Raw genomic sequence first — 26,538 nt, forward strand, 5'->3', positions numbered from 1 at the left:
CAAAAATAAAATTTATATAATGATAATATTTCTACTTATCCTACAGGTATTGAACCGTAATGCAAGTTGCATATTTATCAATTTTTATTGACAGGTTAATTGAGACGAGATAATTAACGATACTGACTTGCGATTCTAAATGCGCGCTGAAAACTAAATCTACGTTCGATGGGATGAGGAAAATTAGTGACTTCAGGAACTCTCTTGCAATGTATTGGCGACAAGAAAGTTATGCTTTACGTGACACGGCGATTAGGAGGTGGACAAATGACGGGCGCAAAAAAATAGGTGAGCAACCTAAATCGTTGCCCACCTATCCTTAATGCAAGTCCTTCAGCTAACGTGCAACGTTAACCGATTATTACTTTGCCAGCGCTGCACGATGGATCAAAAAGCTTGTGAGCAACGGCACTGGTCGACCAGTTGCCCCCTTCGCGGCGCCACTTTTCCAGGCAGTGCCAGCGATATCCAGATGGGCCCATGTGTATTTCTTTGTGTATCGCTCCAGAAAGCACGCGGCGGTAATACTGCCACCAGCAGAGCCGCCGATATTTGCCATGTCGGCAAAGTTCGACTTCAATTGCTCGTTGTAGCTTTCTTCAATCGGCATGCGCCAAGCGGTGTCGCCGGTGGCTTTACCGGCGCTGAGCAATTCATTGGCCAAGGTGTCGTGCGCCTCGTCATGACGGGTAAACAGGCCCGAATTATGATGACCAAGAGCAGTAATGCAGGCGCCCGTGAGGGTGGCAATATCGACTACGGCAGACGGTTTAAAGCGTTCAACATACGTTAACGCATCGCATAAGACCAAACGGCCTTCGGCGTCGGTATTGAGTACTTCAATGGTCTGGCCTGACATGGAGGTCACGACGTCGCCCGGCTTGGTGGCGCTGCCGGATGGCATATTTTCAGTCGCAGCAATGACGCCGATGACGTTTAACTTCAGCTTCATTTCGGCGATCGCGCGCAAAGTACCTAATACGGTAGCTGCGCCACACATGTCATATTTCATTTCATCCATGCTCAGACCGGGTTTGATCGAGATGCCGCCGGAGTCAAACGTAACACCTTTACCAACCAGCACGACCGGAGCATCCTTGGCTTTGCCGCCCATATGTTTTAGCACGATGAATTTGGGAGGCTGATCGCTGCCGCGGGCAACTGATAAAAAGCTGCCCATTTTGAGCGCTTCCAGTTGTTTCCGATCCAGCACCTCAACGTCGAGTTTGAACTCTTTTGCCAACTTCTTGGCGGCGGTAGCCAGGTAAGTCGGTGTGCAAAAATTGCCGGGCAAATTACCCAGATCCTTAGTCAGGTCGGTGCCATTGGCGAGGGCGATAGCTTGTGCCAGCGCTTCTTTCGCGTCAGCAGTTTGTAATGCGGTAGCCAGAAAGGCGAACTTCTTGACGCCGGTTGGTGCAGCGTCTTTTTTGCTTTTCAGGCCATCGCAACGATACTCGCCATCGCGCAAAACTTGCACGGTGGCGCGGATACCCCAGGCTTGATTGCGTTCTTTGATGCTGGCCAAAGGTAGCGCGATAACAGCGTCGTTAGCACCCAGTGTGGTCGCCACGCGTGCAACGCACAGGGCAGCCAATGAAATAATTTTATCTGAAACGTCGCCTTCCGGACCCAGGCCGATTAGTAATATACGCTCGGCGATGGCGCCAGCGATTTTGCGCAACAGGAGTGTAGAGCCCGGTTTACCCGAAATGTCACCCGACTTTAGTGCTGCCGTGATTTCTCCACTTTTGTCAAGTGCTTCTGCTTCTGGCGTGAGTTTTTTGTTTTCGAAGACCCCCACTACGATGCAGCCGGATTTGAGCGTGGCAATTGAGGTTTTTGCGTCGTGTGTTTTTATGCTAAAGTCCATCAGTTACTCCTTATCGATCCTCAATTATAGTCCCCCCATGATTTTTCAGCGCGCTCTTCGACGCGAATTGTTGAGTACGGCAGGCGCCGTGTTCACCACGCTCTTCACAATAACCATCACCGTCATGTTGATCAAGATTCTTGGACAAGCGGCTGGTGGCCAGATCGCATCCGCAGATGTCATCGCTCTCATCGGTTTTCAGGCACTGAATTATTTGCCGGTTATTCTGATCCTGACGGGCTACATTTCCGTGCTGCTGGTGGTCACGCGCAGTTATCAGGATTCCGAAATGGTCGTCTGGTTTGCGTCTGGCCTGAGCCTGACGCAATGGATTAAGCCAGTACTGCTGTTCGGCCTGCCGATAGTCATATTGACGACCCTTCTCAGTTTTGTCGCCACGCCATGGGCCAACACGCAAAGCGCCCAGTATCGCGAGCGCTTTGAAAAGCGCGAAGACCTGTCTAAAGTCTCCCCCGGTAAATTTCAGGAATCGGCTGCGGGCAATCGTATTTTTTTCGTCGAGGGCTTGGAAGGCAACAGTAATAAGGTCAAAAACGTCTTTATTAACACGCAGACCGAGGGCAAGAACAGTATCGTGATCGCGAAAGAGGGAACGATTGAGCTAGATAAGAAAGGCGATAAATTCCTGATTTTGTCGCAGGGACGCCGTTACGACAATACCAGACAGCAAAGCGACTTCCGGATTATGGAGTTTGAGCGTTACGGCACGCTGGTCGCTAGCGAATCGCAAGCGCTCAGCGGCGACAGGTCCGCGCGGGCGCTGCCTACCAGTGAATTATTAAAAACACCGAATAATTTTAATATGGGCGAATTATTGTGGCGGATGTCGTTACCGGTAATGGCCCTGTTTTTGATGTTGCTTGCCATACCGCTGAGCTTTGTGAATCCACGCGTAGGCCGTTCCGCTAGCCTGATCATTGCACTGCTATTATTTGTAACCTATAGCAATATGGTAAGTTTTTTCCAGGCGACCGTGGTTCAAAGCCGATCAACCTTCCTCATGGCCTGGTGGCCCGTACATTTGGTGGTGCTCGGATTGATTGTGTTCTTGTTCTCATGGCGGTTAAAAGTAAATAGCCGCTACCATCCTCTGGTCGTCTGGTCTGCCATCAAGCATGCCCGCCTACTTAAAAAATCGGCGGCAACATGAAAGTCCTGCAACGCTATTTTCTCAATGAGATCGTACGCTCGGTGTTGTTTGCACTGGCCGCATTTTTGGCGCTATTTGCGTTCTTCGATTTAATGAACGAGTTGCAGGCGGTCGGGCGCGGGGGCTACAAGTTACAGCACGCATTCGGTTTCGTTTTACTGGGATTACCTAGTTACGCGTACGAATTGATGCCGATTGCGGTATTGATCGGGACGATCTATACACTTGCACAATTTGCCGCGCATTCCGAATTTACGATCATGCGGGTTTCAAGTATGTCGACCCGGATGTCGGCCATGATGTTGTTTAAAATTGGCGCTTTATTTGTGGTCGCAACAGTCCTCATCGGCGAGTTTGTCGCGCCTAAAAGTGCTGAATTTGCCGAAAAATTAAAGCTGGGTGCCAAAGGTGCATCGTTGTCGCAAGAGTTCAAATCCGGCTTGTGGAGCAAGGATGTTATCAAGAAAGATGGCCTTACCGGCGAGGTAACCGGATCGCGTTTTATTAATATTCACGACATCTTGCCCAACGGCGAGTTACATGGGGTAAAGGTGTATGAATTCGATCAGAACTTCCACCTCACCGCCATTATTTTGGCGGACCACAGTATTTACGCCGGCGCGCACGTATGGCGCTTGAGTAATGTAGTACAGACCGATTTTGTTAATGGCGGATCGACTGACATTAATACTGCGATCGCAACCAAAAATATGCCAGTGAAGGATATGGTGTCGGAAATCACGCCAGGAATTCTGGCCGTTCTTTTTGCCGACCCGGATCGGATGTCCGCTTTTGATTTAAAAGCATACATCAAGCATTTGGCCGAAAATAGTCAACACACCGAGCGTTATGAAATTGCATTCTGGAAAAAAGTCATATATCCGTTATCGATATTTGTAATGATGGCACTGGCGCTGCCTTTTGCCTATTTGCATTTCCGGGCAGGTGGCGTTAGCCTTAAGATATTTACCGGTATTATGATTGGCCTGAGCTTTCAACTAGTGAACAGTCTGTTTTCGCATCTGGGCTTGCTCAATACCTGGCCGCCACTGATTACTGCGGCAGTGCCAAGCGTCTTGTTTATGGTGGTCGCGATCGGGGCGTTGTCGCGTGTCGAGCGGCATTAGCGCTGCAAATTCTTTGCAGGTCAGTCCAACCGTTTCTTCAACTGTTTCTTCAAGCGTTATACAATTTTGTCAGGAGGCTGCGATTCACATGAAAAAACAAGCATTAATCCTATTCGCCCATGGCGCACGCGCCGCCAGTTGGGCAGAACCGTTCGAGCGTTTACAACAGCTCACTCAGGAACAATTGCCGGATGTCCGGGTGGTTTTGGCTTTTTTAGAATTAATGACGCCGCAATTGCCCGAACTCCTCGCCGAATTTTCCGCCAAAGGCATAACGGAAGTCAGCATAGTCCCCGTATTTTTAGGGCAGGGCGCTCACGTGAAAAGTGACTTGCCGCTGCTAGTGGAACAGGCGCGCGGGCAGTATCCCGAAATGGGGATTAAAACTGTTGAAGCGGTGGGCGAGCAGCCAGAGGTGTTGGGCGCGATTGCGCGGTATTGCGTGGCTAGTTTGTAGGGATTGAAAAAGGTGCAGATGGAGAGCGCAAGATGTGCGAAGTCTAAATTGGTCCCTCGATAGCTAAAATGGTTAGTGCTCCGTGGATGCTAGTCGAGGTGGCCCGATAGCCAGTTTTTCTTGGTTCGGTTGATCGATAGCTAAAACGGTTAGCTCTCCGTGGATGCTGGCCGGGAGTGGCCCGGCGGCCAGTTTTTCTTGGTTCGGTTGATCGGTAGCTAAAATGGTTAGTGCTCCGTGGATGCTGATCGGGGGTGGCCCGATAGCCAGTCACTTTTTTTTGCTTGGCTAGGCGCCCCCCGCAAATAAAGTAACCAAAAAAAAGGCGACCGCAACGACGCTGCCCTTCGGGTCCCCAAACGTTTTAGCCATCAGTCGGGTCGAAATACCAACTCGCTAACGCTCAAACATGTATTCCGACAATTCCCGCCTGACGACTAAAACACTTGGCAGCGCCAATGACGGGGTAGGTCAAGGGCCACTTCAACAGCAACAGCAACAGCAACAGCAACAGCAACGTCAAGGACCGCAACCAAGATAATCAGCCATCCAATCAACAAGGCTGCGGCGGTTGCGGTTGTTGTTGACCTGCCCCGTCATAGGTGATGCCGGTTATTTCGGCTGTCAGTCGGGAATTGTCGGAATACATGTTTGAGCGAAGCGAGTTGGTATTTCGGCCCGACTGATAGTCGAAATAATCGGGGACCCGACCAACGGGAGGGCAGCACCTCTGCGGTCGCCTTTTTTTTGGCGAAGCAAAAAAAAGTAACTGGCTATCGGGCCACCCCCGATCAGCATCCACGGAGCACTAACCATTTTAGCTACCGATCAACCGAACTAACCAATCAAACACTACCCCATTTTTCAAATAAGATTTGCGCTCCCGCAAAATCTCCGCTATGGTTTGCTTGTCCCTGAGAAAAAGGGGAACGGGTTTGGCGACCTGAGCACCTACAGCGGACACACCGCGCAATGCGGTTTTTTTACGTCTGCTTACCCTTGGCACTCCTTCAATGGCGAGCTGGGTGGGGATACCTTCGGGTATGCCGGTTGCTGTAGGTGCCGGTTCGCCAACCCTGTCCAGTTCCGCCACCATCATTTGGCGATGATGGGCGGATTACAGCTACCTACGGAGGCCACAATGCCTAACATCGTCACGTCCACTCAATCCCGCTTAAAAATAATTCAACGCCTGACCCCGTACTCTACCGCCATGGTAGCCCTGTCCGCATTCACCGGCGGTGCAACATGACCAAGCCCATCACGCCAAATCAAGCGCCAGTTATACCAAAAACTAATCCCCATTTTCGCGGCGTTGAGCGCGCACCGTATGAGATTGGCTTTCTGCTCAAAGCTATCGATGACGATGTTTCACCCCATGCACCAATCACCGATGATCAGTCACTGGAAGCAGAAGCCATCGCCAGGCACGCAGACAACGCGCAAGAAGTTATTTCTCGCGGACTGGAAGCGATTGGCGAGGTCCTGTCCATTGCTGCGTGTAATGCCGAATGTACGGTCAATGGCAGCACTGTTTCCGCCATAGGAGAAATTATCCGACACCTGACTGTCGAAGCCCAACTGATGCGCGACATGGGCGACTTGATGACAGATACGGTAGCGGCCCACCAAAAAAGGCGGGCGCAATGACTGAGATCACCGGTACAGCAGCCTACACCACAGTCGAGCCGCCCAAAACACAGCAAGGGACACCGTTTTCACGGTATCCCTTTTTTATATATTAGGACCGGTTGACATACTAAAATCGCAGATGACATTCTGCAAAACTACATTTCATCAAGGATAAAGGCTGTTGCTCTTGACCTACCCCGTCATAGGCGTTGCCGGTTATTTCGGCTGTCAGTCGGGAATTGTCGCAATACATGTTTGAGCGTAGCGAGTTGGTATTTCGACCCGACTGATAGTCGAAATAATTGGGGACCCGCCCAACGGGAGGGCAGCACCTCTGCGGTCGCCTTCTTTTTGGTTACTTTTTCTGCGGGGGCGCCTAGCCGAAGCAAGAAAGAAGTAACTGGCCGCCGGGCCGCTCCTGGCCAGCACCCACGGAGTAGAATCCGTTTTATCTAACGACGAACAAACTAAAACCAAAAGCAAAACCAAAACCAAAACCAAAACCAAAACCAAAACCAAAACCAAAACCAAAACCAAAACCAAAACCAAAACCAAAACCAAAACCACAAGCTTAGACCTAAACGCTAAGCCACATCCCGCCGCTCAAGATCACCGTCAACGTCGAGACTATCACCAGTAGCCATAAGACGAACCCGCTCCCTCAACGCCTCCCCAATCATCACCAATACCGGCCCTTCACATTGCGCCAATCCACCTTCCAACCGACCCAATTCCAACCGAAAAATACGCTCATTATCGCGACTACAATTTTCAACCACCACAACCGGCGTGGAAGAGACACGACCCTGGGCCAACAACCGTTGCGCTGTAGTAGCAGCTTCACGACCGCCCATGTACTGAACCAGCGTATCGCAATTCGGAATCGTGGTTTGATCAGCCTCACCCGGCGCTGTGCTCGATGTAAAGAAGGCAACACTACGCGACACACCACGTTTGGTTAACGGCTGTCGCGACGATGCAGCAGCTGCTAAGGCGGCGGTGATACCTGGGATGATTTCGACTTCAATCCCAAGCAGCTCCAATGCCCGCAACTCCTCATCGGCGCGACCGAATAACATTGGATCGCCACCTTTTAAACGGACCACCAATGCATGTTTTTTTGCACTGTCGACCATTTGCTTGTTAATGAATTGCTGTGCGGTGGAGAGCTTGCCGCAGCGTTTCCCCACCAAAATTTTGATCGCCTGAGGACACAACGCCAACATATCGTCGGTGACCAACGCATCATGCAACACCACGTCGGCTTGCGCCAGAATACGCGCACCGCGCACCGTTATCAGGTCCGCAGCACCCGGGCCTGCGCCGATCAGCCAGACCTTGCCAAAATCGCCGGAAGCGGATGGTGGAACGGTCGTCGTATCGGTTGAAGTAGCAGGTACAGCGGCAGTGGATCGCATAGTCAGGTCTAAATCAAAAGTAAAGGTTAAAAAACTGCAAAGCGGAGCGCAAACGTACCATCAGTCGAACCGGATCATACCAGCCGCGACGGTTTGATGCGTCACTTCGTCAATCAGGATAAACGCACCGGTCGCCCGCACAGCTTCATAAGAATCCGCTGCGATAGGTTGTTGCACCGTTAACGATACACGCGCAATATCGTTCAGTTTCAATGTGTCGGCTGGACGGCGGTCTTGCGTATTGATATCGAGCAGCGTATCGACTTTGGTAACGCGAGCGCTAGTTTGCTTGGTTGTATGCTTGATCCAGTATTTGCGACGCAAATCGAGTGCATCTTCAGATAACCAGCAAAGATCGGCACTGAGGGTTTTCAACAAGGTCGGTGCGCGCTCAACCGAGGCCAGCATGTCGCCGCGCGAGATGTCCAGATGCTCCTCTAATAGCAATGTCACGGATTGACCCACGACTGCCGATTCCAGCGAACCTTCTAATACCAAAATTTCTTTTACTGTTGCGCTTTGACCGCTAGGTTGAACTGTTAGCTTGTCGCCCTTGCTAACTTTACCGGCTTCGATACGTCCCATATAGCCGCGGAAATCGTTGGCTTCATGACCGTTGTGGCGCGCGACCAGTTGCACCGGAAAGCGGAATGGCTCGTCGTGGCACTCATCGTACACACTCAGGGACTCCAGCAAGGTGATCAGAGTGGGACCTTTGTTCCACGGCATCTTATCGCCAGCCACTACCACGTTATCACCAGCGAGGGCCGATAATGGAATTGCGTGTATATCACGCAGTCCAAGCTGTTTGGCAAAGTCCATATACGCAGCAACGATGCGGTCATACACGGTTTGATCATAGTTGACCAAATCCATTTTATTCACGGCCACGATGACGTGTTCGATTTGTAGCAGATGCGCAATAGTCGAATGGCGCTTGGTTTGCGTCAGCAATTCCACGCTGCCGTCGTCGCCAAGTTTGACTTTGGAGACGTCAACCAGAATGATCACTGCATCAGCGGTCGATGCACCGGTAACCATGTTACGGGTGTATTGCTCATGACCCGGCGTATCGGCAATGATGAACTTACGCTTTGGTGTGGCGAAGTAGCGGTACGCGACATCGATCGTGATGCCTTGTTCGCGTTCGGCTTCCAGACCATCAGTCAATAATGACAGGTCAATGGTATCGCCCACGGTGCGCTTATGTTTGGCGCGTGACATGGCATCCAGCTGATCGGCAAAGATGCCTTTGCTGTCAAATAACAGACGACCGATCAACGTACTTTTGCCGTCGTCGACCGAGCCAGCGGTAATAAAGCGTAGCAGACCGCGTTCTTGCTGTGGATGTTGTGGTTTCACGAGATTCTTTTCAGACACTACGTCATTCATTAGAAATATCCTTCTTTTTTACGTTTTTCCATCGATGCTTCCGACGTCTGATCGTCCATGCGCGTGGCACCACGCTCAGTAATTTGTGTGATCGCAGTCTCGGCAATGATGGCCTCGACCGTTGTCGCGTCGGAGGCAACCGGGCAGGTGCATGAAATATCGCCCACCGTGCGGAAGCGTACTTCGCGCATTTCAACTACTTCACCGTCCAGAGCCGGGGTCAGATCAGTCAATGGCACGAGTAAGCCATTGCGTGGGATTACCTGACGTTGATGCGCAAAATAAATCGGCGGCAATTCCAGCTTTTCGCGGGCGATGTATTGCCAGACGTCTAGTTCAGTCCAGTTGGAGATCGGGAACACGCGCATGTTTTCGCCCGGATGTACGCGGGTGTTATACAGATCCCACAACTCAGGACGCTGCGCCTTTGGATTCCATTGACCGAATTCATCGCGGAACGAAAAGATACGTTCTTTGGCGCGGGCTTTTTCTTCGTCGCGACGGGCGCCACCGATGCAGGCATCAAACTTGTATTGGGCGATGGTTTCCAGCAAGGTCACGGCTTGTGCGGCATTGCGCGAGTCGGTTAATGGATTACGCAAACGCACGGTGCCGCGTTTGATCGAATCTTCGACCGAACCAACTATCAGGCGCTCGCCCAGTTCGGCCACTTTTTTGTCGCGGAAAGTAATAACTTCGGCGAAGTTATGACCGGTGTCGATGTGTACTAATGGGAACGGAAATTTACCCGGGCGAAAAGCTTTTTCGGCGATCCGCAACATGACCACCGAATCTTTGCCGCCGGAGAATAGCAATGCCGGGTTGCTGCACTCTGCCGCAACCTCACGCATGATATGGATCGCCTCAGATTCCAGCCAGTCAAGATGGCGGTCACTGGCGTTATCGAGAAAAAGTTTTTCTACTGCAGTGTTCATGATGTCTTATCTCTTAAATATTAATTAAGCTTTGCAATGATTGATTGGATCGCTTGTATCTGCTGCGGAGTTACGCTATCGATTTAATCCGAATCAGCTTTCCATCCACTACATGCAAACCACATTCTTTCGAGTCCGGATTTTCCCACCACCAACGGCCAGCGCGGACATCTTCACCGGGTTGAATGGCGCGCGTACACGGCTCACAGCCTATCGATGGATACCCCTTGTCGTGCAACGGGTTGTACGGCACGTTATTGCTGCGAATATATTCCCAAACGTCTTCTTCGGACCAGTCAGCCAACGGGTTGAACTTGGTCATCGCGTGGGCTTCGTCCTGCTCTTGCACGTGCAGCTCGGCGCGTGTTTGCGATTGCGCACGGCGTTGACCAGTTACCCATGATTTTTTGCCCGAAAGCGCCCGATTCAGCGGCTCAATCTTGCGGATCCGGCAGCATTCCTTACGCATCTCGACGCTGTCATAAAACGCATTCAGGCCGTTTTGTTCAACGTAGTTAGCCACCGCTTCAGGTTGGGGACGAAACGGCGTGACATCATAGTCATAGGCTTCCTTGATGCGGTCCAGCATGCCTAAAGTTTCTGCATGCAGGCGACCGGTTTCAAGCGTAAATATTCCAATATCCAATTTGCTGCGGAGGATCAGATCAGTCAATACCATGTCTTCTGCCGCGAGACTGGAGGCAAATACAGCGGGCGTATAGTCGCTCGATATTTTTTCCAGTGTCGCTTTGGTAGCGGCAATCAGATCCGGCAAAGAGATGGTTGAATCGGTAGTGGACATGCGATTATCCTTGCACCACTGGCTGGCGCTTTACGCGACGGAACAAAGGTGTTTTTTCGTCCCATGAGGCTTGGTATTTTTCCGAAAAGTCGGTTAACCCTTTTAATGCATCGTTGATATTTTTATCGGCACGCACTGCATAGGCGTCAAAGCCAACGCGTGACATATAAAATAATTGATCGCGTAAGACATCACCGATGGCGCGTAGCTCGCCTTCATAGCCATAACGGGTACGTAGATTAAAGGCGATGGAATAACCGCGACCATCTGTAAAGATCGGGAAATCGACAGCGATTAATGCAAAATGGTCGAGGTCGTCTTTCAACGCCTCAGGGCGTGCATTGCTGGCCAGCCAGACGCCTAATTGCGCACGACCTTCCAGCGTTGCGCGTTGTGCTTCCCACACGGTGAAAGGCACGATCACCTTGCCAGCGGGAATCTCAACGGTTTCTGGCGTGTCATCGGCAGCTAAACGCAGGACCGTCCAGTCATCTGCGACGACGCTGCGGTTTTTGATGATGTTTGTGGTCAAATTAGTAGCGTACTCAGTATCGGTATTAAACACAAGCGTCCTCCCCAGTTGGTTGTGCAGCTTTGATCGGTGTGGCGTAGACGTATTCTTTGAACGGTGCGACGCCAAGTCGCTGTACCGTGTCAATAAAACGCTCATCTTCAGTGCGTTGTTTTACGTAGACGCTCAGCAGACGTTCAATTACTGTCGGCATCTGATGCGCCGAGAACGACGGCCCGATGATTTTTCCGATGCTGGTGCTGTTGCCTTGCGCGCCGCCGATGGACACCTGATACCACTCGGCACCGTCTTTATCTACACCCAAAATACCGATATTGCCGACGTGATGATGACCGCAGGCGTTGATGCAACCGGAGATGTTTAATTCAATCTCGCCGATGTCGTGCTGGAAATCGATATTGTCGAATTTTTCAGCAATCGCCTGTGCAATCGGGATTGATTTTGCGTTCGCCAGCGAGCAAAAATCGCCGCCTGGGCAGCAAATGATATCGGTCAGCAAGCCAATGTTTGGTGTTGCCAGACCTTGTGCTTTAATCGCTTGCCAGAACGTGAATAGTTCAGAAATCTTGACATCTGCCAGCACCAGATTTTGCTCATGCGTCACCCGCACTTCACCAAAACTGTAGCGGTCCGACAGATCAGCAACGAAGTCAAGCTGGTCTGCGGTGATGTCGCCCGGCGGAACGCCAGTCTTCTTCAGCGACAGAATGACCGCCGCATAGCCGCTAACCTTGTGTGCTTTAACGTTGCGTTTGATCCAGTTTGCAAAAGCTTTGTCGCTGACTTTTAATGCTTCGAATTCTGTATCGGTGGCAGGCAATGTTTCATAAGCAGGTGCCGTGAAATATTGCGCTACGCGTTGTAGTTCTTCGACCGTCAGCGTGCCCGGACCGTCTTTGATGTCCAGCCATTCTGCTTCAACCTGACGCGCAAATTCTTGCGGGCCGAGCGCCTTGACCAAAATTTTGATACGCGCTTTGTAGATATTATCGCGGCGACCATGCTGGTTATACACGCGCAGAATCGCTTCCATGTAGGTCAATGCATGTTGCCAAGGCAGATATTCACGAATCACGCTGCCGATAATCGGGGTGCGGCCCATGCCGCCGCCGACCATGACTTTAAAGCCGACTTCGCCCGACGCGTCTTTGACCATCGTTAAACCGATGTCGTGAACGGCGGTTGCAGCGCGGTCTTCTTCAGAGCCATTGATGGCGAATTTAAACTTGCGCGGCAGATAGGCAAACTCTGGATGGAACGTGCTCCACTCGCGCAAAATTTCTGCGTAAGGACGTGGATCGATGACTTCATCGGCGGCAACGCCAGCCAACTCATCCGAGGTAATATTGCGGATGCAGTTACCGGAGGTCTGAATCGCGTGCATTTCAACCGTTGCCAGATCGGCAAGGATATCCGGTGATTCTTCCAGCTTGATCCAGTTATACTGAATATTTTGACGCGTCGTGAAATGACCGTAACCACGATCATACTTGCGGGCGATATAAGCAAACTTGCGGACCTGCGCGGAAGCCAGCAGGCCGTAAGGCACGGCCACGCGCAACATATACGCGTGACGTTGCATGTACAGACCATTTTGCAGGCGCAGGATGCGGAACTCGTCTTCAGCAAGTTCATCCGACAATCGGCGCTCTACCTGACCGCGATATTGGGCGATGCGTTCTTTGACAATCTGGTGGTCGTATTCATCGTAGCGATACATCTTTTATTCCTATAATCTGTGGTCGTAACTATGTCTCTAAATATTTTAAAAAACCAATTTGATTGCTACGCTGGTCAGCGTCACTGCTAATAAAGCGCGTAAAATTTTCTCGGGCACTTTTCGCGCCGCTAATGAACCTAGTGTAATACCAGGAACAGAACCGAGTAGCAGCGCGCTCAATAATGCCCAATCGATTGAGCCCAACCACCAGTGACCCGCCGCCGCAATCGCCGTCAGCGGCACCGCATAAGCGATGTCGGTACCGGCAACTTCTGCCGGAGTGAGGCGTGGATACAACAGTACGAGTAACGTTGCACCCACGGCGCCAGCGCCGATGGACGAAATAGTCACCAACGTACCCAGCACTAATCCCGCTACAATCGTTGCCGCAGTGAGCTTTGCGCCCTGAAGCTGTTTTTCAGGATGGGCATTTAACCAATGCTGTAGTTTACCTTTAAATAGCAACGCAATGACGGTTAGAAATACAGATACAGCGATTGAATAGCGAATAATTTGGCCCATTTCAGGGCTGATAGTGCCAAAATATTTGAGCGCGAGGGTAGTGATCACCGCGGCTGGCAACGCGCCAGCACATAAGTGGCGGACGATATCCCAACGGATGTTGCCGCTGTAACGATGGGCAAAGGTTCCCGCGACTTTGGTGGCAGAGGCAAACGCGAGGTCGGTGCCGACCGCTACGCTTGGGTGGATGCCGAACAGGAGCGTGAGAAGGGGCGTCATCAGCGATCCGCCGCCTACTCCGGTTAATCCTACCAAGATTCCGACGGCAAAGCCGCTTACTACATAAGAAAGAGTCATATAGCCCCATACAAAACAGTCTGAATCGTAATAAACTTCTTCTTTATTACCAACTACAGAGTATTTATTTGCTTATATGCGGATTTGGTATATCGATACGCAATAAATACGGAAGACATTTTAATCACAAGGCCAAAAGGCTGGCAAATAAGGTAAATCAAAGCAAAAATGGATTGGTTGCAGATTGTTTTGTTGGATTCTAATCATTAAAAGGGTATTAATAGTTATCTAATGATTAAGAGTCGTGCAAATCAAGAAACGAACAACACATTTTGCAGAAGATCGCCCGGACAACCCGCCAGTTTCCGGTCTGGAAAAAAGAAGGGCACGTTATGAATCTTCATCAGTTTCGCTTTGTGCGTGAGGCCGTCCGGCAAAATTTTAATCTGACCGAAGCGGCTAAAGCGTTGTACACGTCGCAGCCCGGCGTGTCCAAGGCAATTATTGAGCTGGAAGAGGAACTCGGCGTAGATATATTTACGCGTCACGGCAAGCGAATACGCGGCCTGACTGAACCTGGGCGTCAGGTGTTGAAGTCGGTTGAGGCCATCATGCAGGAGATTGAAGGCCTCAAACGCATTGGGCAAGAATACGCTGCGCACGATAGCGGTAGCTTTACCATCGCGACCACGCATACGCAGGCCCGCTATTCGTTGCCAAAAGTAGTACAGGCTTTTACGCTTAAATTCCCCAAAGTGCGGTTGTCGCTATTGCAGGGTAATCCGCGCCAGGTAGCAGATATGGTGCGTAACGATCAGGCTGATCTGGCGCTGGCCACAGAGGCAATTGCTAACGCCGATGGATTGATTACGTTGCCATGCTATCAATGGGAGCATATGGTCGTGGTACCACCCGATCATCCATTGTTGCAATCCAAAGCAATTACGCTGGAAGAAATCGCCGCCTATCCTCTGATTACTTATGACAGCGCGTTTGCGGGCCGTAGCAAGATCGATCATGCGTTTTCGTTGCGTAATCTGAAGCCGGATGTGCTACTAGAGGCGATTGATGCCGATGTCATCAAGACTTATGTCGAGCTGGGCATGGGGGTCGGCATTATCGCCGGGATGGCATTTGATGCGGAACGAGACACCGGACTACGGGCGATTAAAGTAGGCCACCTGTTTGGGACCAACGTGTCGCGTGCGGCGGTGAAGCAGGGTGCTTATCTGCGCAGTTATGTGTACACGTTCATCGAATTACTCGCGCCTACCATGAACCGAAAGCTCATTGAACAGGTAATGAGTGGTGAAAAAGACATGTACGAGTTGTAGCAAAGTTATAAATTTACAACAGGATTTTGATTCACATTTGACGCCGCCGCGGTGTCAGCGCGACATCAGATTTCTCCAAGTGGAACTTCGTCGTGGTCCATGACTGACTTATCGCCTGCACGATGGGCGATGAGCCAGTTCGCAATGTCCAGGTCTTGCAAAGCGTGGATGTAAGATGGATGCCGACCCGGTTCAGCGGCGTAAGCCGCCGACATCATTACGCCCGACATAGCGATTGAGGATATTACGAGTTTGTGACTTGGTTTCATAACAATTTACCTGGAGAAGATAAAAAAGCAGCGCCTTATATGGAGGCGCTGCTTTAGATAAGAGGGAATTTAACGGTAACCGTAACCGTATGGGCGTTCATAGTAGCCGCGATGCGATGGCACGATGATGCAACCAGACAACATCGACCCGAGAAGCGTACCGATAATCACCACTTGAATTAGTTTTTTCATTTGCATCCTTCCTGATTGCGTTTCCAGATAATCAGGATGCCACTCGTCTATCTGTCTATGTGCAACCAAGTTGTGTGACTTGTAAGCGCATGTTATGCGAACAACGATATGCAAAACGCGGAATATTTTGTATTAATGGCAACTTTATGGGGCCTGTTAATCCAGGGTTCAAGCGCAGAGTGTGGCCTATAAGCGCCAGCAAATGCAACGCTACTAAACGTCCGCGCACTGAAACGCCCGCTAGTGCAAAATACGCTGATACAAATATTACTCGCCAACGATAACCGGTTCAGTCTGAACCCCTAGTGTCACCTTCGGCACGCGGCGCACCAGTACGACGCCAATAACGGTGACGACTACCGCCAGACTCACGCCCATATGGATGGAACCGATCAAGCCATCGCGCGCTGTTTCTAATAGCAGCTGACCATTGTGTCCTGCGTCCGTCAATTGCTTTAGGACTGTCTCCTGTGTCTCATGGCTGATCAAAATCTGCGGGTCGGCAAAGCTGGGCAACCATTGATCGGCCTTATCGCTCTCCAGTGCTTGCCGCACAGTGCTGGCATACATGTGATTAATTAGGGTCCCGATGAGAGCCGTCCCTATCATACTGCCGATCATGCGCAGTGACTGCATCAGGGCGGTCGCGATGCCCAGATTTTCCCGCCCCGCTTCTTGCTGGATAAAAACGGTCAAATTGGGCAAGATAAAGCCGAGGCCGAGACCGCCCATAATCATAAAGCCAGCGATCACGCCATGCGAAGTCCAGCGATTGGAGATAACGACACCGAGGCACGACAAGGCCAGCAGTATAAAACCGATGTACAACATAATGATCGGGTTTTTGATGCGGATGATGATGCGACCGTTGGAAATGCTGCCAACCATAATAAACGCCACTAGCGGGGTAATCAGCAGACCGGCATCCTGCGGCGACAGGCCGAAACCGCCTTGATATAGTAGTGGCGCAAAAAACATCAATGAAAACATCGAAAAACCGCTCAATAAAGAGAGCAGAAATAACGTCGCCAGCTTGGGGTGAAATAATAGATCAAAAGGTAGTATCGGTTGCGGTGCGTGATGTTCCCATTTCCATAGCGCATAAAAGGACGCAACGCTGCCGACTAATAGTGCCATCATGCCAACAGACAAGCCCTGTTTAGGTAACAATTCAACAAATAGTTGCAGGCATCCTAGTGATGAAGTAATTAGTAGCGCGCCGGGCCAGTCCAACCGAATTTGGGCATCAGGACTCGTATGTCGCAGATGCGGCAGATACTTCCAAACAAAGACCAGTGACAACAGACCCACGGGAAGATTGACAAAAAATACCCAACGCCAGCCCCAATATTGCGTAAGAAAGCCCCCCAGCGATGGTCCGACCGCCGTAGCAATGCCGAACGCGGTACTCATCAGCACTTGCCAGCGAAGTCGCACGTGAGCGCCGGGAAACAAGTCGGGGATGCACGCAAAGGCGGTACCCACCAACATGCCGCCGCCGATGCCCTGCGCGCCACGACCAATGACCAGCCAGAGCATGCTGTCCGCCATCCCGCACAACATGGACGCAACAGTAAATAAAATAATGGAGACAATAACAAAGGGCTTGCGCCCATAATAGTCACCCAAACGACCAAAGATAGGCACGGTGATGACTGATGTGAGCAAATAGGATGTTGCGACCCAGGCGTATAAGTCAAAGCCTTTAAGTTCGGCCACAATGGTCGGCAATGCCGTCCCGACAATGGTAGAGTCCAGCGCCACCAGCATGATGACAAATGCAACACCCAGCATAGCCATCAGTGATTCACGAAAAGGAAGTACTTGGTCGCTTGAGTGAGCGGCGGCAGAATGAAGGGCCATTGTGGTATGTATTGATGAGGCCGATGAATATTATTTATAGCACGAACTAAAGAACGCGGCTTTCGGTAGGTGCAAAATCAGTTATTCAATAGCAACAGTGGAGTTATTTATATGCTCATGATAATACCCGCGTTCTTCAGGTTTCGCTTTCTATCGGAAATTAAGTGCATAAAGTCTCGCCCTGAAGTCAAGTAAGACGCAATAACCGCTAGTAAATGCATCGATATGCACGGATTAATAGTCAATTACCGATACACCCGCCACATTAATTTATAATGCTCCCATTTAAATGAACATCCTCCCATCGAACATCTCAGGACAGACGCAGCGCCATTTGCGACGAGTTTGGCGTAAATTCGGCATTTTATGGTTGGGGGCAGTACTGGTGGGGTTGGTCGCAGTGCTATATGCGCGCCTGATCGATGCAGGTTTTGGTATTTTCAGGGCGATGCAACAAGCGTATTTTTGGCTGCCAATCATTATTACCCCATTGGTGGGAGCCTTGTGTGTATGGCTGACACGGCGCTATTTTCCGGGCGCAGAAGGAAGTGGTATTCCGCAAGTAATCGCGACGCTGGAAGAAGACACCACCCAGCGAGGGCTATCGTTTTTGTCGCTAAAACTGCTGTTCGGTAAGATCGCGGTTTCATTTTTGGCGATAATCGGCGGTTTTACGATAGGACGTGAAGGTCCTACGGTGCAGGTTGGTGCCGCGTTAATGTTCAATTTACGACGACTGTATCCCCGCGCCAGCGCGGCGCTAGAGCGACGTTTGATTCTCGCAGGTGCAGCCGCTGGTTTGTCGGCAGCGTTCAATACACCATTAGCAGGAATCGTATTTGCAATTGAAGAACTGACACGGAGTTTTGAGCATCGCGCCAGTGGTGTTGTAATTACCGTGATTATTTTTGCCGGAGCGGTCGCGTTAGGTTTAAATGGTAATTACACTTATTTTGGGACGATCCAGATTGCTGGCGCGTTGACCAACATGCTCGCCGTGGCAGTAGTCGTGACTGGCGTCGTTACCGGTGTCGCTGGTGGGATTTTTTGCTGGTTGCTACTTAATACCGAGCGTTGGATACCCGCCAAGGTCCGCGTTCTGCGGCGTGAACGGCCGGTCGCGTTTGGTGCATTATGCGGTTTTGTGGTCGCGCTGATTGGTATCATCGCCGCTGGGGCGACTTTTGGAAGCGGTTATGTTGAGGCGCAGAGTTTGTTGGCTGGTGGGCACTTGCCCATTCTGTATCCTTTTTTGAAAATGGCGTCGATGGTTGGCTCTTATTTGCCGGGCATTCCTGGCGGAATTTTTGCCCCATCACTGTCTATCGGCGCAGGTTTTGGGAATTTGTTGCACCTGTTCTTCGGTAATACGTCATTGCAGATGTTGATCGCGCTGGCGATGGTCGGCTATCTGGCGGCGGTGACGCAATCGCCGATTACCGCCTTCGTGATTGTGATGGAAATGATTAACGGACATGCTTTGGTGATCTCGTTGATGGCCACGGCGTTGATCGCCAGTCGCGTATCACGGTTTTTTGCACCCCCACTTTATGATGCACTGTCAGAGCGGTATCGACTCTCCTGTGCGTCGCAGATTGTTTCACCGGATTTAAGAAAGTCAGAAAATGCTTAAAAAAGATATGGCGGAGTATTACGCCAAACGTGCCGCAACTTACGAAGAAATTTATACGCGTCCCGAACGGGAAGACGAGTTGGTAACGCTGCAGGTGCGCGTGCAAGAGTTATTGCAAGGACACGATGTACTTGAGTTAGGTTGCGGTACCGGTTTCTGGACTAAAGAACTTGCGGCTTCTGCCAAATCGGTCACCGCCACCGATATCAATCCGGACGTGATGAAGCTGGCGCAAGCCAAAGGCTTTCCCGCAGATAAGGTCCGCTTTGCTGTGGCTGACGCGCTCAATCTGCAATTGGATCGTCCTTACACTGCGGTGTTTTTCGGGTTCTTGTGGTCACACATCGCGCGCGAAGATCAAAACCGCTTTCTGCTGCACTTGCGCGAGCGCGTGGGGCCGAACACATTCATGGTCATGCTGGACAACAGTTACGTAGAAGGCAGTAGCACGACGATTGCGCGCACTGATTTGCTAGGCAATACGTTCCAGCATCGGCGTTTGCCGGGCGACCCGCACGGCGACAGATATGAGATTTTGAAAAACTTCCCGAGCGATAGCAATTTGCGTAAGCGTCTGGCATCGGACACGCGTGATCTGCGTATCTTGAGGATGGAGCATTATTGGTTGTTGAATTGTCGGTTAAAGTAAATGGCAGTCGTCGGTAGTAGCAAAACGCGCTTGGCTAATTGCACGTGCTTCTTCCATCGCGCGACGTGTTTCAATATTCGGCACTTTGAGCGCAAAGGGAAGTCCTTGGTCCGCGACTACGCGCACAAGAAATACACGCACAGCATCGGAAATAGACAATCCCATTGCCGCCAGTGTTTCCGTCGCTTGCGCCTTGATTTGCTCGTCCACGCGAACGTGAACCATTGTTGTGGTAGCCATAAGGGCCTCCTTTCATCGTAGAGATACATTGTATCTCAAGGCATACTCTCTACGAGAGCAACCCCCATAAGGTCAACTTATCCGACAGGCACATCCATGGCAAACCCTTGTTTTTGGGAGCCTGTGGACTTACCTTTAGATAGCCAGATGATTAGTTCCAGAGTATGGAACAGCACCTCCTCTTCCGAGCGGGCCAGGTTCAACCAGTCGATTGCTCCGCGCTGTCAATATCCTCATGCGGCACCGCCGGTGCCGGAAAATTCGCCCATTCATTAGCAAATGTAATGTTTGGTGCGGCGTCGACTTTTGCTTTGATGCGGAGGTTGAACGCTCGCACGACCTCCGCTTGTGTTTGTGGTCGGGTGCGGAACGCGCCGGTCAGAATCGCGCCGTGCAGGTCAAAACCATTCAGTCCGTAGATATCAATTGGTGCCAGCAATAACCGGCTTAGACGCGCGTCCTCTATCATCTCTGCGCCAGTCTCTCGCATCAGCTTTAACGCATCCTCGATACTGGACTCCAGCGTCACGTGCAATTTCAGCGCCGCGTACGCATATTCACGTGAGTCGTTTTTGACCGCGAGAATTTGCGAGAACGGGACGCTGTGTACCGAGCCGTTGCCGTCACGTAACCGGACGGTGCGAATCGACATGTGTTCTACGGTGCCGATGTGACCGTTGCCGACATCGACCCAATCACCGACGGACATGGAGTCCTCTATGAGAATAAAAATTCCGGTGATGACGTCCTTGACCAACGACTGCGAACCAAAACCGATCGCCAGGCCGACGACGCCGGCCGATGCCAGAAGCGGTGTGACATTCAGTCCTAAATTTGCCAGTGTGGTGATGACCGTTGCGGTGAGGATAATCAGCAGGGCGGCATTGCGCAGTAGCGGTAAGATGGTGCGCATACGGGTGGTAGGATTGCGCCCGTAGCGACCGCTGCGGCTCGGGGTGATGGCTTCCTGGATCGCCGTGTCGAGCACAATCCACGCTAGCCAGGCCACCGTTAAGGTTAATGCTATTTTGCCGATTGCAGCGAGGATAAGATGACCGACTTGCGTCGTGTTGGCAAAGTTAAGCAATGAGTGATCCCAGACCCGAGTCAGCAACTCGAGAAATCCGATCCACATTACGATTTGCAGCAAGCTAAAGATCGCGGCTTTCAGACGCAAAATATAGGGCGATTGCCGACGTAATGAAGTCGGTTTTTTGCCGCGCCCGATACGGTGCAGCAAGGTGCCGATAAAGAACATGCTTACCAGTAGCGCCACACTGCTCAAGGCATGGTTGAGTGCTTCGCCGCTGCTGGCCGGACCGAACACCGTGGACAAACTGACGCCACCCGCAAGCAACAATATAGGGTAATGCCATAGCGAGGCGACAATTTCCAGTGTTTCCATGCGCGCACGATGGCTGCCACGTACCTCTAGCGAGCGGTTACGGATCAGGTGCGCAACCGGCCGGCGAAAGCGTAGTGCAAAGACGCCGCACAAAATAGCGGCAAGCAAGTTGGCCGCAGTCGCCCCGAGACTCGATAGCGCACCGCCAATAATAAAATACAGTTTTGGATTGTTGATAGCATCCCCGAACCAGCCAGCGAAGCCGATCAGGTAAAGTAACTTCCAGGCGCGGCGGTACATTATGTGAATTGCGACATTACGATGGCCGCTTGAGGAGAGCGAAAAAATGATGGCACAAAATGCGCGAAATACGCTGGCACCGATCATTGTGTAAAGCAACAGCGTCGCCAACGCGCGCCCCAAGGAAGGAGGCAAAGTAATGACTACCGCGATTTCTACTAATAAAGCCAGCACCAGCGGGACGATGTGGCGCAAGATGTAAATCAATACTTCCTTGACACTTGGGTCGATGGAGAGCGCTTGTTCCATTTTAAAATGTTGCCGGACGCGTTTGCCTACATATCGAAAAGTAATGGCAACAAAGCCAAATAGCGCCATCATTTCAATAAAATGCAGGAGCACCGTTAGCGGTGTCTCACCTTCTTGTCGCGACAAAATAGTGGAAAGCTCATCGGCGGCCCGCGCAAATTGTTCCTGCCAGTATTTTTGCGGTTTTGCCACCTGAAGCATGTTTGACTGGATAACGTCGAGGCTATCGGAGATTAATCCGATCAATCCCTTTGGTGCCGGTGGCGCTTTATTTTGTTCCACTTTTTGGAGCGCAGCGACGAGGGCGCTGGCGGCCGGGTTTGCCTTGACCGTTTTAGCCAATGCATTCAGCGTCGAGGCCGCCGTAGTTGCGTTCGCTGGATCCGGCGCTGGCGTGAGGCCTGAGGAGGTGCCGGGGTTTGCCGACACCGCGCTGGCGTCTGAGGCAGACCAGGCGGGGCCGAGATTAACAAGCAAGCAGACGATAAGCAATGATCGCATGAAAGATCGCGCAAGCGCACCAGATCGGGGAGTGCTCATAGTGGCAATTTAAAAGTCATAAAGCAGTGATCTTACCGCAGCCTTAGCAACAGATCGAGTGAGAGTTGCCCGATTGGTAAGTCCCTGTACCATCAGAGCGCTCAAATACCGAGATAATAATTTGGGGAAATTTGAGAGTAAATGTATAAAATCGATGCGGCAAAGCTTTGCCGCATCGACTATACATCGTTCAACGATGGGTCAACGATCAGGACTGCAAATCGTCGTATAAGTTAGAAACGTGTACGCATACCGACAGCCAGTTCAGTTTGATTTTTGAAGCCATTGGTAGATGCCACTCGATAGCCATCGGTGAGCTTCATGTAATCGGCGGCCAAGTACAGTTCAGTGCGCTTGGATAAATGGTAGAAAGCGGAACCGAAGATCGTGGATTTCTTGCCGCTTCCTGCCGTAGTTGAAAAGCTGGCGTTCGAATACGCGTTCAAGGTACCAGTGCCCGACACGTTATAGGCAGCGTTCCTGGCTTTCATCGCCTGGTAGCCAATCTCATAATCAAACTGGCCTTGCGGGGTGAACTTGGCCGATACGGTATACGCATCATCTTTACGCTTGCCTAGCGCACCTTGTTCCGCGGTGTAATGGAAGTAACCGGTATTTAATCGGATAAGACTATTAACGAAATAACTGCCTCCCAAGGAATAGGATTTATGCTGTTCCGTTGAACGGTCAAGCGAGTTACCGACGGTGGCTTCATTGTAAAAGCTGGAGACCACAAAATTGCTAGCGTTGTAACCCAGTGCTACCGATTTGGTGCTGTTATTGGCGAACGATCCGGCGACTTCTCCAAACTGATAGCCTAAGCCTGCTACAAGTCCGTTATCAAATATCTTCTTCCACACCACACCATTGTTGTAGCGGGTTCCGGTTGCGCTGCCAGCATAAAAAATCATTTGTTTGAAGTTGTTATTGTTGGTGAAACCACCTTCCTCCAGACCGAGTTTGTCGGAGCCGTACGCATCGCCGTAAACCTGGGCAAAGTCGCGTGCAAGGGTATTTTGACGACCAAGTGTTACGCGGCCCAACGCGTCACTTTGCATGCCGACCCAGGCATCGCGGTTAAACAAGACCCCAGGTGTATCCATTTCACCGGTACCGACAACGAATTCTGCCTCTAATTTAAAAATTGCTTTCAGACCGCTGCCCAAGTCTTCCTGACCTCTAAATCCAAGCCGGTTACCACTGAACCATGCGACCGGGATTTGTGTCAGGCGATCGCCTTTGCTGTTAGCGTTATTGGTAGTGCTGATGGTGGCATCGATTAAGCCATAAATGGTGACATTGGACTGGGCGAGGGCAGTGCCGGAGCATCCTAGTGCGGCTAGGGCAGCCAATGCAAATACTGTTTTTTTCAAAATTGTCTCCTGAGGGCTAAAGTTTTTTGTTTGTTATGCTGAGCAACTACGTGCGCAACTACGTGCGCAACTACGTGCGCAACTACGCAGCGCAACCACACAGATCAATAGGACAGATCAATGTGATCGACAGCGACGCCAAGTATAAAAGCGCTAAGCTTTCTTCTAGCTTTCGAAACATTCGTTTTATCAGGCAGTAGTGCAAGTTTGCAACAGTAATTGCTGAACCACATTTTGCTGCAGAGATGCCCCCGGGCCGCACAGGTATACATTAAAAATGTAGCGTGGTCTTATAACGCGATAATTTATGTAATAATTTTTATTTGCCTTTATACCCTTAAGCAAACTTTAAAAAGATTTCAGCCGAAATTTGTAGATGCTTCAAGCGGCAATTCCACCAATACTGCCAAGCCATTATTTCTTGGTCCTGATTCAAGCGAGATAGTCCCTTCCGCTGCCAGCACAATCTCTTTCACTATGGCGAGTCCCAATCCGGTGCCATGTTGTCCGGGCGCTGCATTGCGATAAAAGCGTTCAAATACCCGGTCGCGTATTTCTGCCGGAATACCGGGACCATTATCGGCCACGACCAACCGCGCCATGGGGACCTTACCCGACACATTGTTAGCGCTGATGCTGACGGTCACCTTGCCATTTTGCGGCGTGTAACGAATCGCGTTGTCAACCAGATTCATGATCATGGCGGAGAACAGCGCTTCGTTACCGATAACCACTGCCTCGGTACAGTCAATCTCGACGCCGAGATCAATATTCTTACGCTGCGCCAGCGGAACGATCTCTTCCAGCACAGCAGTGATGATCTTCACCAGATCGACAGGATGACGCAGTACCGCATGGCTAGTGGCACTTTCTGCCTGTGACAATAAAAGTAGTTTATCTGTGAGATCGGCCATACTGCGGCTGCTTTCTTGCATGGCCTCCAGCACTTCGCTACGGCGCGCCGGATCAGTGATCTTGCGTGCAAACTGGATTTGTGAATCGATTAACGTCAGAGGCGTGCGGAGCTGATGCGCGGCATCTGCAATAAATCGTCTTTGGGCGGCGACTTGTGTATTGTGGCGTTGGATGTACTGGTTAAAAGCGTCCGCAATCGGTCGTAATTCCCCTTGTAACGATGTTATTTTAATCGGTGACAAGGACATCGGGTCGCGGCTCGCGAGGTCGTCTTTAAGGCGCATAATCGGGCGCAGTTCTATGGTGAGGCCGACCACCACCAGTGCGATAGCCAAAATTAGCATCGCGATCTGTCGATGCAAAGATGGTCGCCATAAATCGGCCACCATCAGATCATGCCCCTGCATAGTTTGCGCAACCCGTACCGCAACATTTAGCTGCGTGCCGGCGTCATACAATGGTCGCACCTGACTGGCAATGCGCATCGTCTTCTGATCATATTGCTGCGTGCTGAATTTGGGACCGTTGTTATGAAAATCGATCGTTCCCGGTAAATCCGAGCGACCCGCCATCAACAAGCCCTTGCTGGTAATGACCTGGTAGTAGACATGGTCTTGCTGGGGTGAAGTAAATAACTCAAGCGCTGCCGGATCTACACTCACTTGCGGCATCCCATCGACCCACACAATATCGCTGGCGATCACCTGCGCTGAGGTTAGTAATGCCCGGTCCTGAATCAGATCAGCGGTCTGCTCCGCGCTGCGATACGAAAAAAGTGCGCTCAGCAAAATAAAAATCGCTAGCGGAATTAGTAACCATAAAAGCAGCCGAAAACGCAGGCTAATTATCATCATTTTTTTTAAGCAAGTAACCAAGTCCGCGCAAGGTCATGATGCTTGCCTGTGAATTTTCTAATTTTTTTCGTAATCGATGTACATAAATTTCTATTGCGTCTGGACTTGGCTCATCGCCAAGAGAAAAAATACCATTGACCAGCGCACTTTTGGAAACTGTTTTACCTTGTTTTAGCATGAAAATTTCTAATACGTCGTGTTCACGCGGCGGTAGCGAAAGAATTTTTTCATCAATCGAAAATTGACGGGTGTCACTGTTATAGACCAAATTACCACAATGCATTTCTGTCGACTTATCCGGACTTTGACGTCGAATCAATGCCTTAATACGTGCTACCAGTTCACGGATTTCAAAAGGCTTCACGAGATAGTCGTCAGCGCCGCTACCGAGACAGTCGACCTTTTCATCGATAGAACCACTTGCGGTCAAAATCATTACTGGTACGTTATTGTGACGCTCGCGCAGGCGACGCAAAACATTTTTCCCCGTCATCCTGGGTAGCATCAGGTCGAGTAAGACCGCATCATAGTTTTCACTTTGTAGCACCCGGTCTGCCTCGACCCCATCGATAGCTACGTCGACAGTAAACTTTTCTTCTTTGAGTATTTTGGTGAGCCAAAGCGCCAGGGGCGGGTTGTCTTCAATCAGCAGGAGTTTCATTGAACGGAGTCCCATTTTAATTTTTATGGTGCGCTGCGGAATAAAAAACGCAGAATTGGTAAGCTGGATGAAAGTTAAAAACACCTAGAATACGTTTGCCTTGATAAGCAATAGACTGCTGTGGGAACCAGGTATGTTTCGCGATGAATACGTTGCACGGTACGCACAATTTTCGTGTACTAAAGTACATTCCGGTTGTTGCGCACCGTGCGGCTAGTCTTCACCAGGCTTGCTAATGTTCCAAAAGAAGTCTAATAAAGGAAGGTCGCAGCAATTAACTATTTTGCCGTAGATCATAATCCC

At 50.8% G+C, this 26,538-nt stretch carries 25 protein-coding genes; 8 read left to right on the forward strand and 17 right to left on the reverse strand.

Going from position 1 to position 26,538, the window contains the following annotated elements:
- Positions 1–361 precede the first annotated feature (361 nt).
- A complete protein-coding gene (locus HAV38_RS13690) occupies positions 362–1,873 on the reverse strand; it encodes a leucyl aminopeptidase (protein WP_168055932.1) in 1,512 nt (503 codons plus the stop codon).
- Positions 1,874–1,910: 37 nt separating this feature from the next.
- On the opposite strand from HAV38_RS13690, the gene lptF reads away from it, so the two are divergent.
- The 4 genes from lptF to HAV38_RS22115 all read left to right on the forward strand — a co-directional run bounded on the left by lptF (position 1,911) and on the right by HAV38_RS22115 (position 5,169).
- The gene (lptF, locus tag HAV38_RS13695; RefSeq protein WP_168055933.1) at positions 1,911–3,044 is read left to right on the forward strand and encodes an LPS export ABC transporter permease LptF; all 1,134 of its coding nucleotides are present in this window, start codon (positions 1,911–1,913) and stop codon (positions 3,042–3,044) included.
- The gene (lptG, locus tag HAV38_RS13700; protein ID WP_168055934.1) at positions 3,041–4,171 is read left to right on the forward strand and encodes an LPS export ABC transporter permease LptG; all 1,131 of its coding nucleotides are present in this window, start codon (positions 3,041–3,043) and stop codon (positions 4,169–4,171) included. Before lptF ends, lptG begins: the two co-directional genes overlap by 4 nt.
- A gap of 58 nt (positions 4,172–4,229) precedes the next feature.
- Positions 4,230–4,628, forward strand: a complete 399-nt coding sequence (locus tag HAV38_RS13705; RefSeq protein WP_280730152.1) for a sirohydrochlorin chelatase — start codon at positions 4,230–4,232, stop codon at positions 4,626–4,628.
- Positions 4,629–5,037: 409 nt separating this feature from the next.
- A complete protein-coding gene (locus HAV38_RS22115; protein ID WP_260326421.1) occupies positions 5,038–5,169 on the forward strand; it encodes a hypothetical protein in 132 nt (43 codons plus the stop codon).
- Between the two features lie 276 nt (positions 5,170–5,445).
- On the opposite strand, the gene HAV38_RS13710 is transcribed toward HAV38_RS22115, so the two are convergent.
- Positions 5,446–5,727: a hypothetical protein gene (locus tag HAV38_RS13710; protein WP_168055936.1), complete on the reverse strand. Its 282-nt coding sequence runs from the start codon at positions 5,725–5,727 to the stop codon at positions 5,446–5,448.
- A 149-nt stretch (positions 5,728–5,876) separates the two neighbouring features.
- Between HAV38_RS13710 and HAV38_RS13715 the strand changes: the two genes are divergently transcribed.
- A complete protein-coding gene (locus HAV38_RS13715) occupies positions 5,877–6,278 on the forward strand; it encodes a hypothetical protein (protein ID WP_168055937.1) in 402 nt (133 codons plus the stop codon).
- A 566-nt stretch (positions 6,279–6,844) separates the two neighbouring features.
- Here HAV38_RS13715 and cobA read toward each other — a convergent pair.
- The 7 genes from cobA to HAV38_RS13750 form a co-directional block, all read right to left on the reverse strand.
- On the reverse strand, positions 6,845–7,678 hold the full coding sequence (gene cobA, locus HAV38_RS13720; RefSeq protein ID WP_168055938.1) for a uroporphyrinogen-III C-methyltransferase: 834 nt from the start codon (positions 7,676–7,678) through the stop codon (positions 6,845–6,847).
- Positions 7,679–7,738: 60 nt separating this feature from the next.
- The gene (locus tag HAV38_RS13725) at positions 7,739–9,070 is read right to left on the reverse strand and encodes a sulfate adenylyltransferase subunit 1 (RefSeq protein ID WP_168055939.1); all 1,332 of its coding nucleotides are present in this window, start codon (positions 9,068–9,070) and stop codon (positions 7,739–7,741) included.
- Positions 9,070–10,005 carry a sulfate adenylyltransferase subunit CysD gene (gene cysD / locus HAV38_RS13730; RefSeq protein ID WP_168055940.1) on the reverse strand — a complete coding sequence of 312 codons (936 nt, stop codon included), beginning with the start codon at positions 10,003–10,005 and terminating at the stop codon, positions 9,070–9,072. The genes HAV38_RS13725 and cysD overlap by 1 nt, the downstream gene beginning before the upstream one ends.
- A gap of 70 nt (positions 10,006–10,075) precedes the next feature.
- On the reverse strand, positions 10,076–10,807 hold the full coding sequence (locus HAV38_RS13735) for a phosphoadenylyl-sulfate reductase (RefSeq protein ID WP_168055941.1): 732 nt from the start codon (positions 10,805–10,807) through the stop codon (positions 10,076–10,078).
- A 4-nt stretch (positions 10,808–10,811) separates the two neighbouring features.
- Complete coding sequence (locus tag HAV38_RS13740; RefSeq protein ID WP_245182358.1) at positions 10,812–11,372, reverse strand: DUF934 domain-containing protein; 561 nt, start codon at positions 11,370–11,372, stop codon at positions 10,812–10,814.
- On the reverse strand, positions 11,365–13,059 hold the full coding sequence (locus tag HAV38_RS13745) for a nitrite/sulfite reductase (RefSeq protein WP_168055943.1): 1,695 nt from the start codon (positions 13,057–13,059) through the stop codon (positions 11,365–11,367). Before HAV38_RS13745 ends, HAV38_RS13740 begins: the two co-directional genes overlap by 8 nt.
- Before the next feature lie 45 nt (positions 13,060–13,104).
- Positions 13,105–13,878 carry a sulfite exporter TauE/SafE family protein gene (locus HAV38_RS13750; protein WP_168055944.1) on the reverse strand — a complete coding sequence of 258 codons (774 nt, stop codon included), beginning with the start codon at positions 13,876–13,878 and terminating at the stop codon, positions 13,105–13,107.
- 332 nt (positions 13,879–14,210) lie between these two features.
- On the opposite strand from HAV38_RS13750, the gene HAV38_RS13755 reads away from it, so the two are divergent.
- Entirely contained in the window at positions 14,211–15,152 is a 942-nt protein-coding gene (locus HAV38_RS13755) for a CysB family HTH-type transcriptional regulator (RefSeq protein WP_168055945.1), read from the forward strand.
- A 65-nt stretch (positions 15,153–15,217) separates the two neighbouring features.
- Here the strand turns inward: HAV38_RS13755 and HAV38_RS13760 are convergent, their stop codons facing one another.
- The 3 genes from HAV38_RS13760 to HAV38_RS13765 all read right to left on the reverse strand — a co-directional run bounded on the left by HAV38_RS13760 (position 15,218) and on the right by HAV38_RS13765 (position 17,476).
- Positions 15,218–15,421 (reverse strand): hypothetical protein, encoded by a 204-nt coding sequence (locus HAV38_RS13760; RefSeq protein ID WP_168055946.1) that lies wholly within the window; start codon positions 15,419–15,421, stop codon positions 15,218–15,220.
- Between the two features lie 69 nt (positions 15,422–15,490).
- Positions 15,491–15,613, reverse strand: a complete 123-nt coding sequence (locus tag HAV38_RS22120; RefSeq protein ID WP_260326420.1) for a hypothetical protein — start codon at positions 15,611–15,613, stop codon at positions 15,491–15,493.
- A gap of 267 nt (positions 15,614–15,880) precedes the next feature.
- A complete protein-coding gene (locus tag HAV38_RS13765) occupies positions 15,881–17,476 on the reverse strand; it encodes an MFS transporter (RefSeq protein ID WP_168055947.1) in 1,596 nt (531 codons plus the stop codon).
- A gap of 289 nt (positions 17,477–17,765) precedes the next feature.
- Between HAV38_RS13765 and HAV38_RS13770 the strand changes: the two genes are divergently transcribed.
- Both HAV38_RS13770 and HAV38_RS13775 read left to right on the forward strand, forming a co-directional pair.
- The gene (locus HAV38_RS13770) at positions 17,766–19,109 is read left to right on the forward strand and encodes a chloride channel protein (RefSeq protein WP_168055948.1); all 1,344 of its coding nucleotides are present in this window, start codon (positions 17,766–17,768) and stop codon (positions 19,107–19,109) included.
- A complete protein-coding gene (locus HAV38_RS13775; protein ID WP_168055949.1) occupies positions 19,102–19,758 on the forward strand; it encodes a class I SAM-dependent methyltransferase in 657 nt (218 codons plus the stop codon). The genes HAV38_RS13770 and HAV38_RS13775 overlap by 8 nt, the downstream gene beginning before the upstream one ends.
- On the opposite strand, the gene HAV38_RS13780 is transcribed toward HAV38_RS13775, so the two are convergent.
- From HAV38_RS13780 to HAV38_RS13800, 5 genes are all read right to left on the reverse strand, one after another.
- Entirely contained in the window at positions 19,750–19,998 is a 249-nt protein-coding gene (locus tag HAV38_RS13780) for a type II toxin-antitoxin system RelB/DinJ family antitoxin (RefSeq protein WP_168055950.1), read from the reverse strand. The genes HAV38_RS13775 and HAV38_RS13780 overlap by 9 nt on opposite strands.
- A gap of 199 nt (positions 19,999–20,197) precedes the next feature.
- On the reverse strand, positions 20,198–22,393 hold the full coding sequence (locus HAV38_RS13785) for a mechanosensitive ion channel family protein (RefSeq protein WP_168055951.1): 2,196 nt from the start codon (positions 22,391–22,393) through the stop codon (positions 20,198–20,200).
- A 272-nt stretch (positions 22,394–22,665) separates the two neighbouring features.
- A complete protein-coding gene (locus tag HAV38_RS13790; protein WP_168055952.1) occupies positions 22,666–23,805 on the reverse strand; it encodes a porin in 1,140 nt (379 codons plus the stop codon).
- Between the two features lie 359 nt (positions 23,806–24,164).
- Positions 24,165–25,571, reverse strand: a complete 1,407-nt coding sequence (locus tag HAV38_RS13795) for a sensor histidine kinase (protein ID WP_168056009.1) — start codon at positions 25,569–25,571, stop codon at positions 24,165–24,167.
- Positions 25,561–26,235, reverse strand: coding sequence for a response regulator (locus HAV38_RS13800; RefSeq protein ID WP_168055953.1), 675 nt, complete (start codon positions 26,233–26,235; stop codon positions 25,561–25,563). Before HAV38_RS13800 ends, HAV38_RS13795 begins: the two co-directional genes overlap by 11 nt.
- Positions 26,236–26,538: the final 303 nt, after the last annotated feature.

The organism is Glaciimonas immobilis (assembly GCF_011947285.1).
GTDB classification, from domain to species: domain Bacteria; phylum Pseudomonadota; class Gammaproteobacteria; order Burkholderiales; family Burkholderiaceae_D; genus Glaciimonas; species Glaciimonas immobilis.

Coding starts and splice junctions, on each gene's coding strand:
- HAV38_RS22120 (WP_260326420.1), bottom strand. CDS start 15,613: ATGAAAAAACTAATTCAAGTGGTGATTATCGGTACGCTTCTCGGGTCG.
- HAV38_RS13770 (WP_168055948.1), top strand. CDS start 17,766: ATGAACATCCTCCCATCGAACATCTCAGGACAGACGCAGCGCCATTTG.
- HAV38_RS22115 (WP_260326421.1), top strand. CDS start 5,038: ATGTATTCCGACAATTCCCGCCTGACGACTAAAACACTTGGCAGCGCC.
- cobA (WP_168055938.1), bottom strand. CDS start 7,678: ATGCGATCCACTGCCGCTGTACCTGCTACTTCAACCGATACGACGACC.
- HAV38_RS13765 (WP_168055947.1), bottom strand. CDS start 17,476: ATGGCCCTTCATTCTGCCGCCGCTCACTCAAGCGACCAAGTACTTCCT.
- HAV38_RS13710 (WP_168055936.1), bottom strand. CDS start 5,727: ATGATGGTGGCGGAACTGGACAGGGTTGGCGAACCGGCACCTACAGCA.
- HAV38_RS13760 (WP_168055946.1), bottom strand. CDS start 15,421: ATGAAACCAAGTCACAAACTCGTAATATCCTCAATCGCTATGTCGGGC.
- HAV38_RS13715 (WP_168055937.1), top strand. CDS start 5,877: ATGACCAAGCCCATCACGCCAAATCAAGCGCCAGTTATACCAAAAACT.
- HAV38_RS13780 (WP_168055950.1), bottom strand. CDS start 19,998: ATGGCTACCACAACAATGGTTCACGTTCGCGTGGACGAGCAAATCAAG.
- HAV38_RS13800 (WP_168055953.1), bottom strand. CDS start 26,235: ATGAAACTCCTGCTGATTGAAGACAACCCGCCCCTGGCGCTTTGGCTC.
- HAV38_RS13690 (WP_168055932.1), bottom strand. CDS start 1,873: ATGGACTTTAGCATAAAAACACACGACGCAAAAACCTCAATTGCCACG.
- HAV38_RS13795 (WP_168056009.1), bottom strand. CDS start 25,571: ATGATAATTAGCCTGCGTTTTCGGCTGCTTTTATGGTTACTAATTCCG.
- HAV38_RS13725 (WP_168055939.1), bottom strand. CDS start 9,070: ATGAATGACGTAGTGTCTGAAAAGAATCTCGTGAAACCACAACATCCA.
- HAV38_RS13745 (WP_168055943.1), bottom strand. CDS start 13,059: ATGTATCGCTACGATGAATACGACCACCAGATTGTCAAAGAACGCATC.
- lptF (WP_168055933.1), top strand. CDS start 1,911: ATGATTTTTCAGCGCGCTCTTCGACGCGAATTGTTGAGTACGGCAGGC.
- lptG (WP_168055934.1), top strand. CDS start 3,041: ATGAAAGTCCTGCAACGCTATTTTCTCAATGAGATCGTACGCTCGGTG.
- HAV38_RS13755 (WP_168055945.1), top strand. CDS start 14,211: ATGAATCTTCATCAGTTTCGCTTTGTGCGTGAGGCCGTCCGGCAAAAT.
- HAV38_RS13735 (WP_168055941.1), bottom strand. CDS start 10,807: ATGTCCACTACCGATTCAACCATCTCTTTGCCGGATCTGATTGCCGCT.
- HAV38_RS13785 (WP_168055951.1), bottom strand. CDS start 22,393: ATGCGATCATTGCTTATCGTCTGCTTGCTTGTTAATCTCGGCCCCGCC.
- HAV38_RS13775 (WP_168055949.1), top strand. CDS start 19,102: ATGCTTAAAAAAGATATGGCGGAGTATTACGCCAAACGTGCCGCAACT.
- HAV38_RS13750 (WP_168055944.1), bottom strand. CDS start 13,878: ATGACTCTTTCTTATGTAGTAAGCGGCTTTGCCGTCGGAATCTTGGTA.
- cysD (WP_168055940.1), bottom strand. CDS start 10,005: ATGAACACTGCAGTAGAAAAACTTTTTCTCGATAACGCCAGTGACCGC.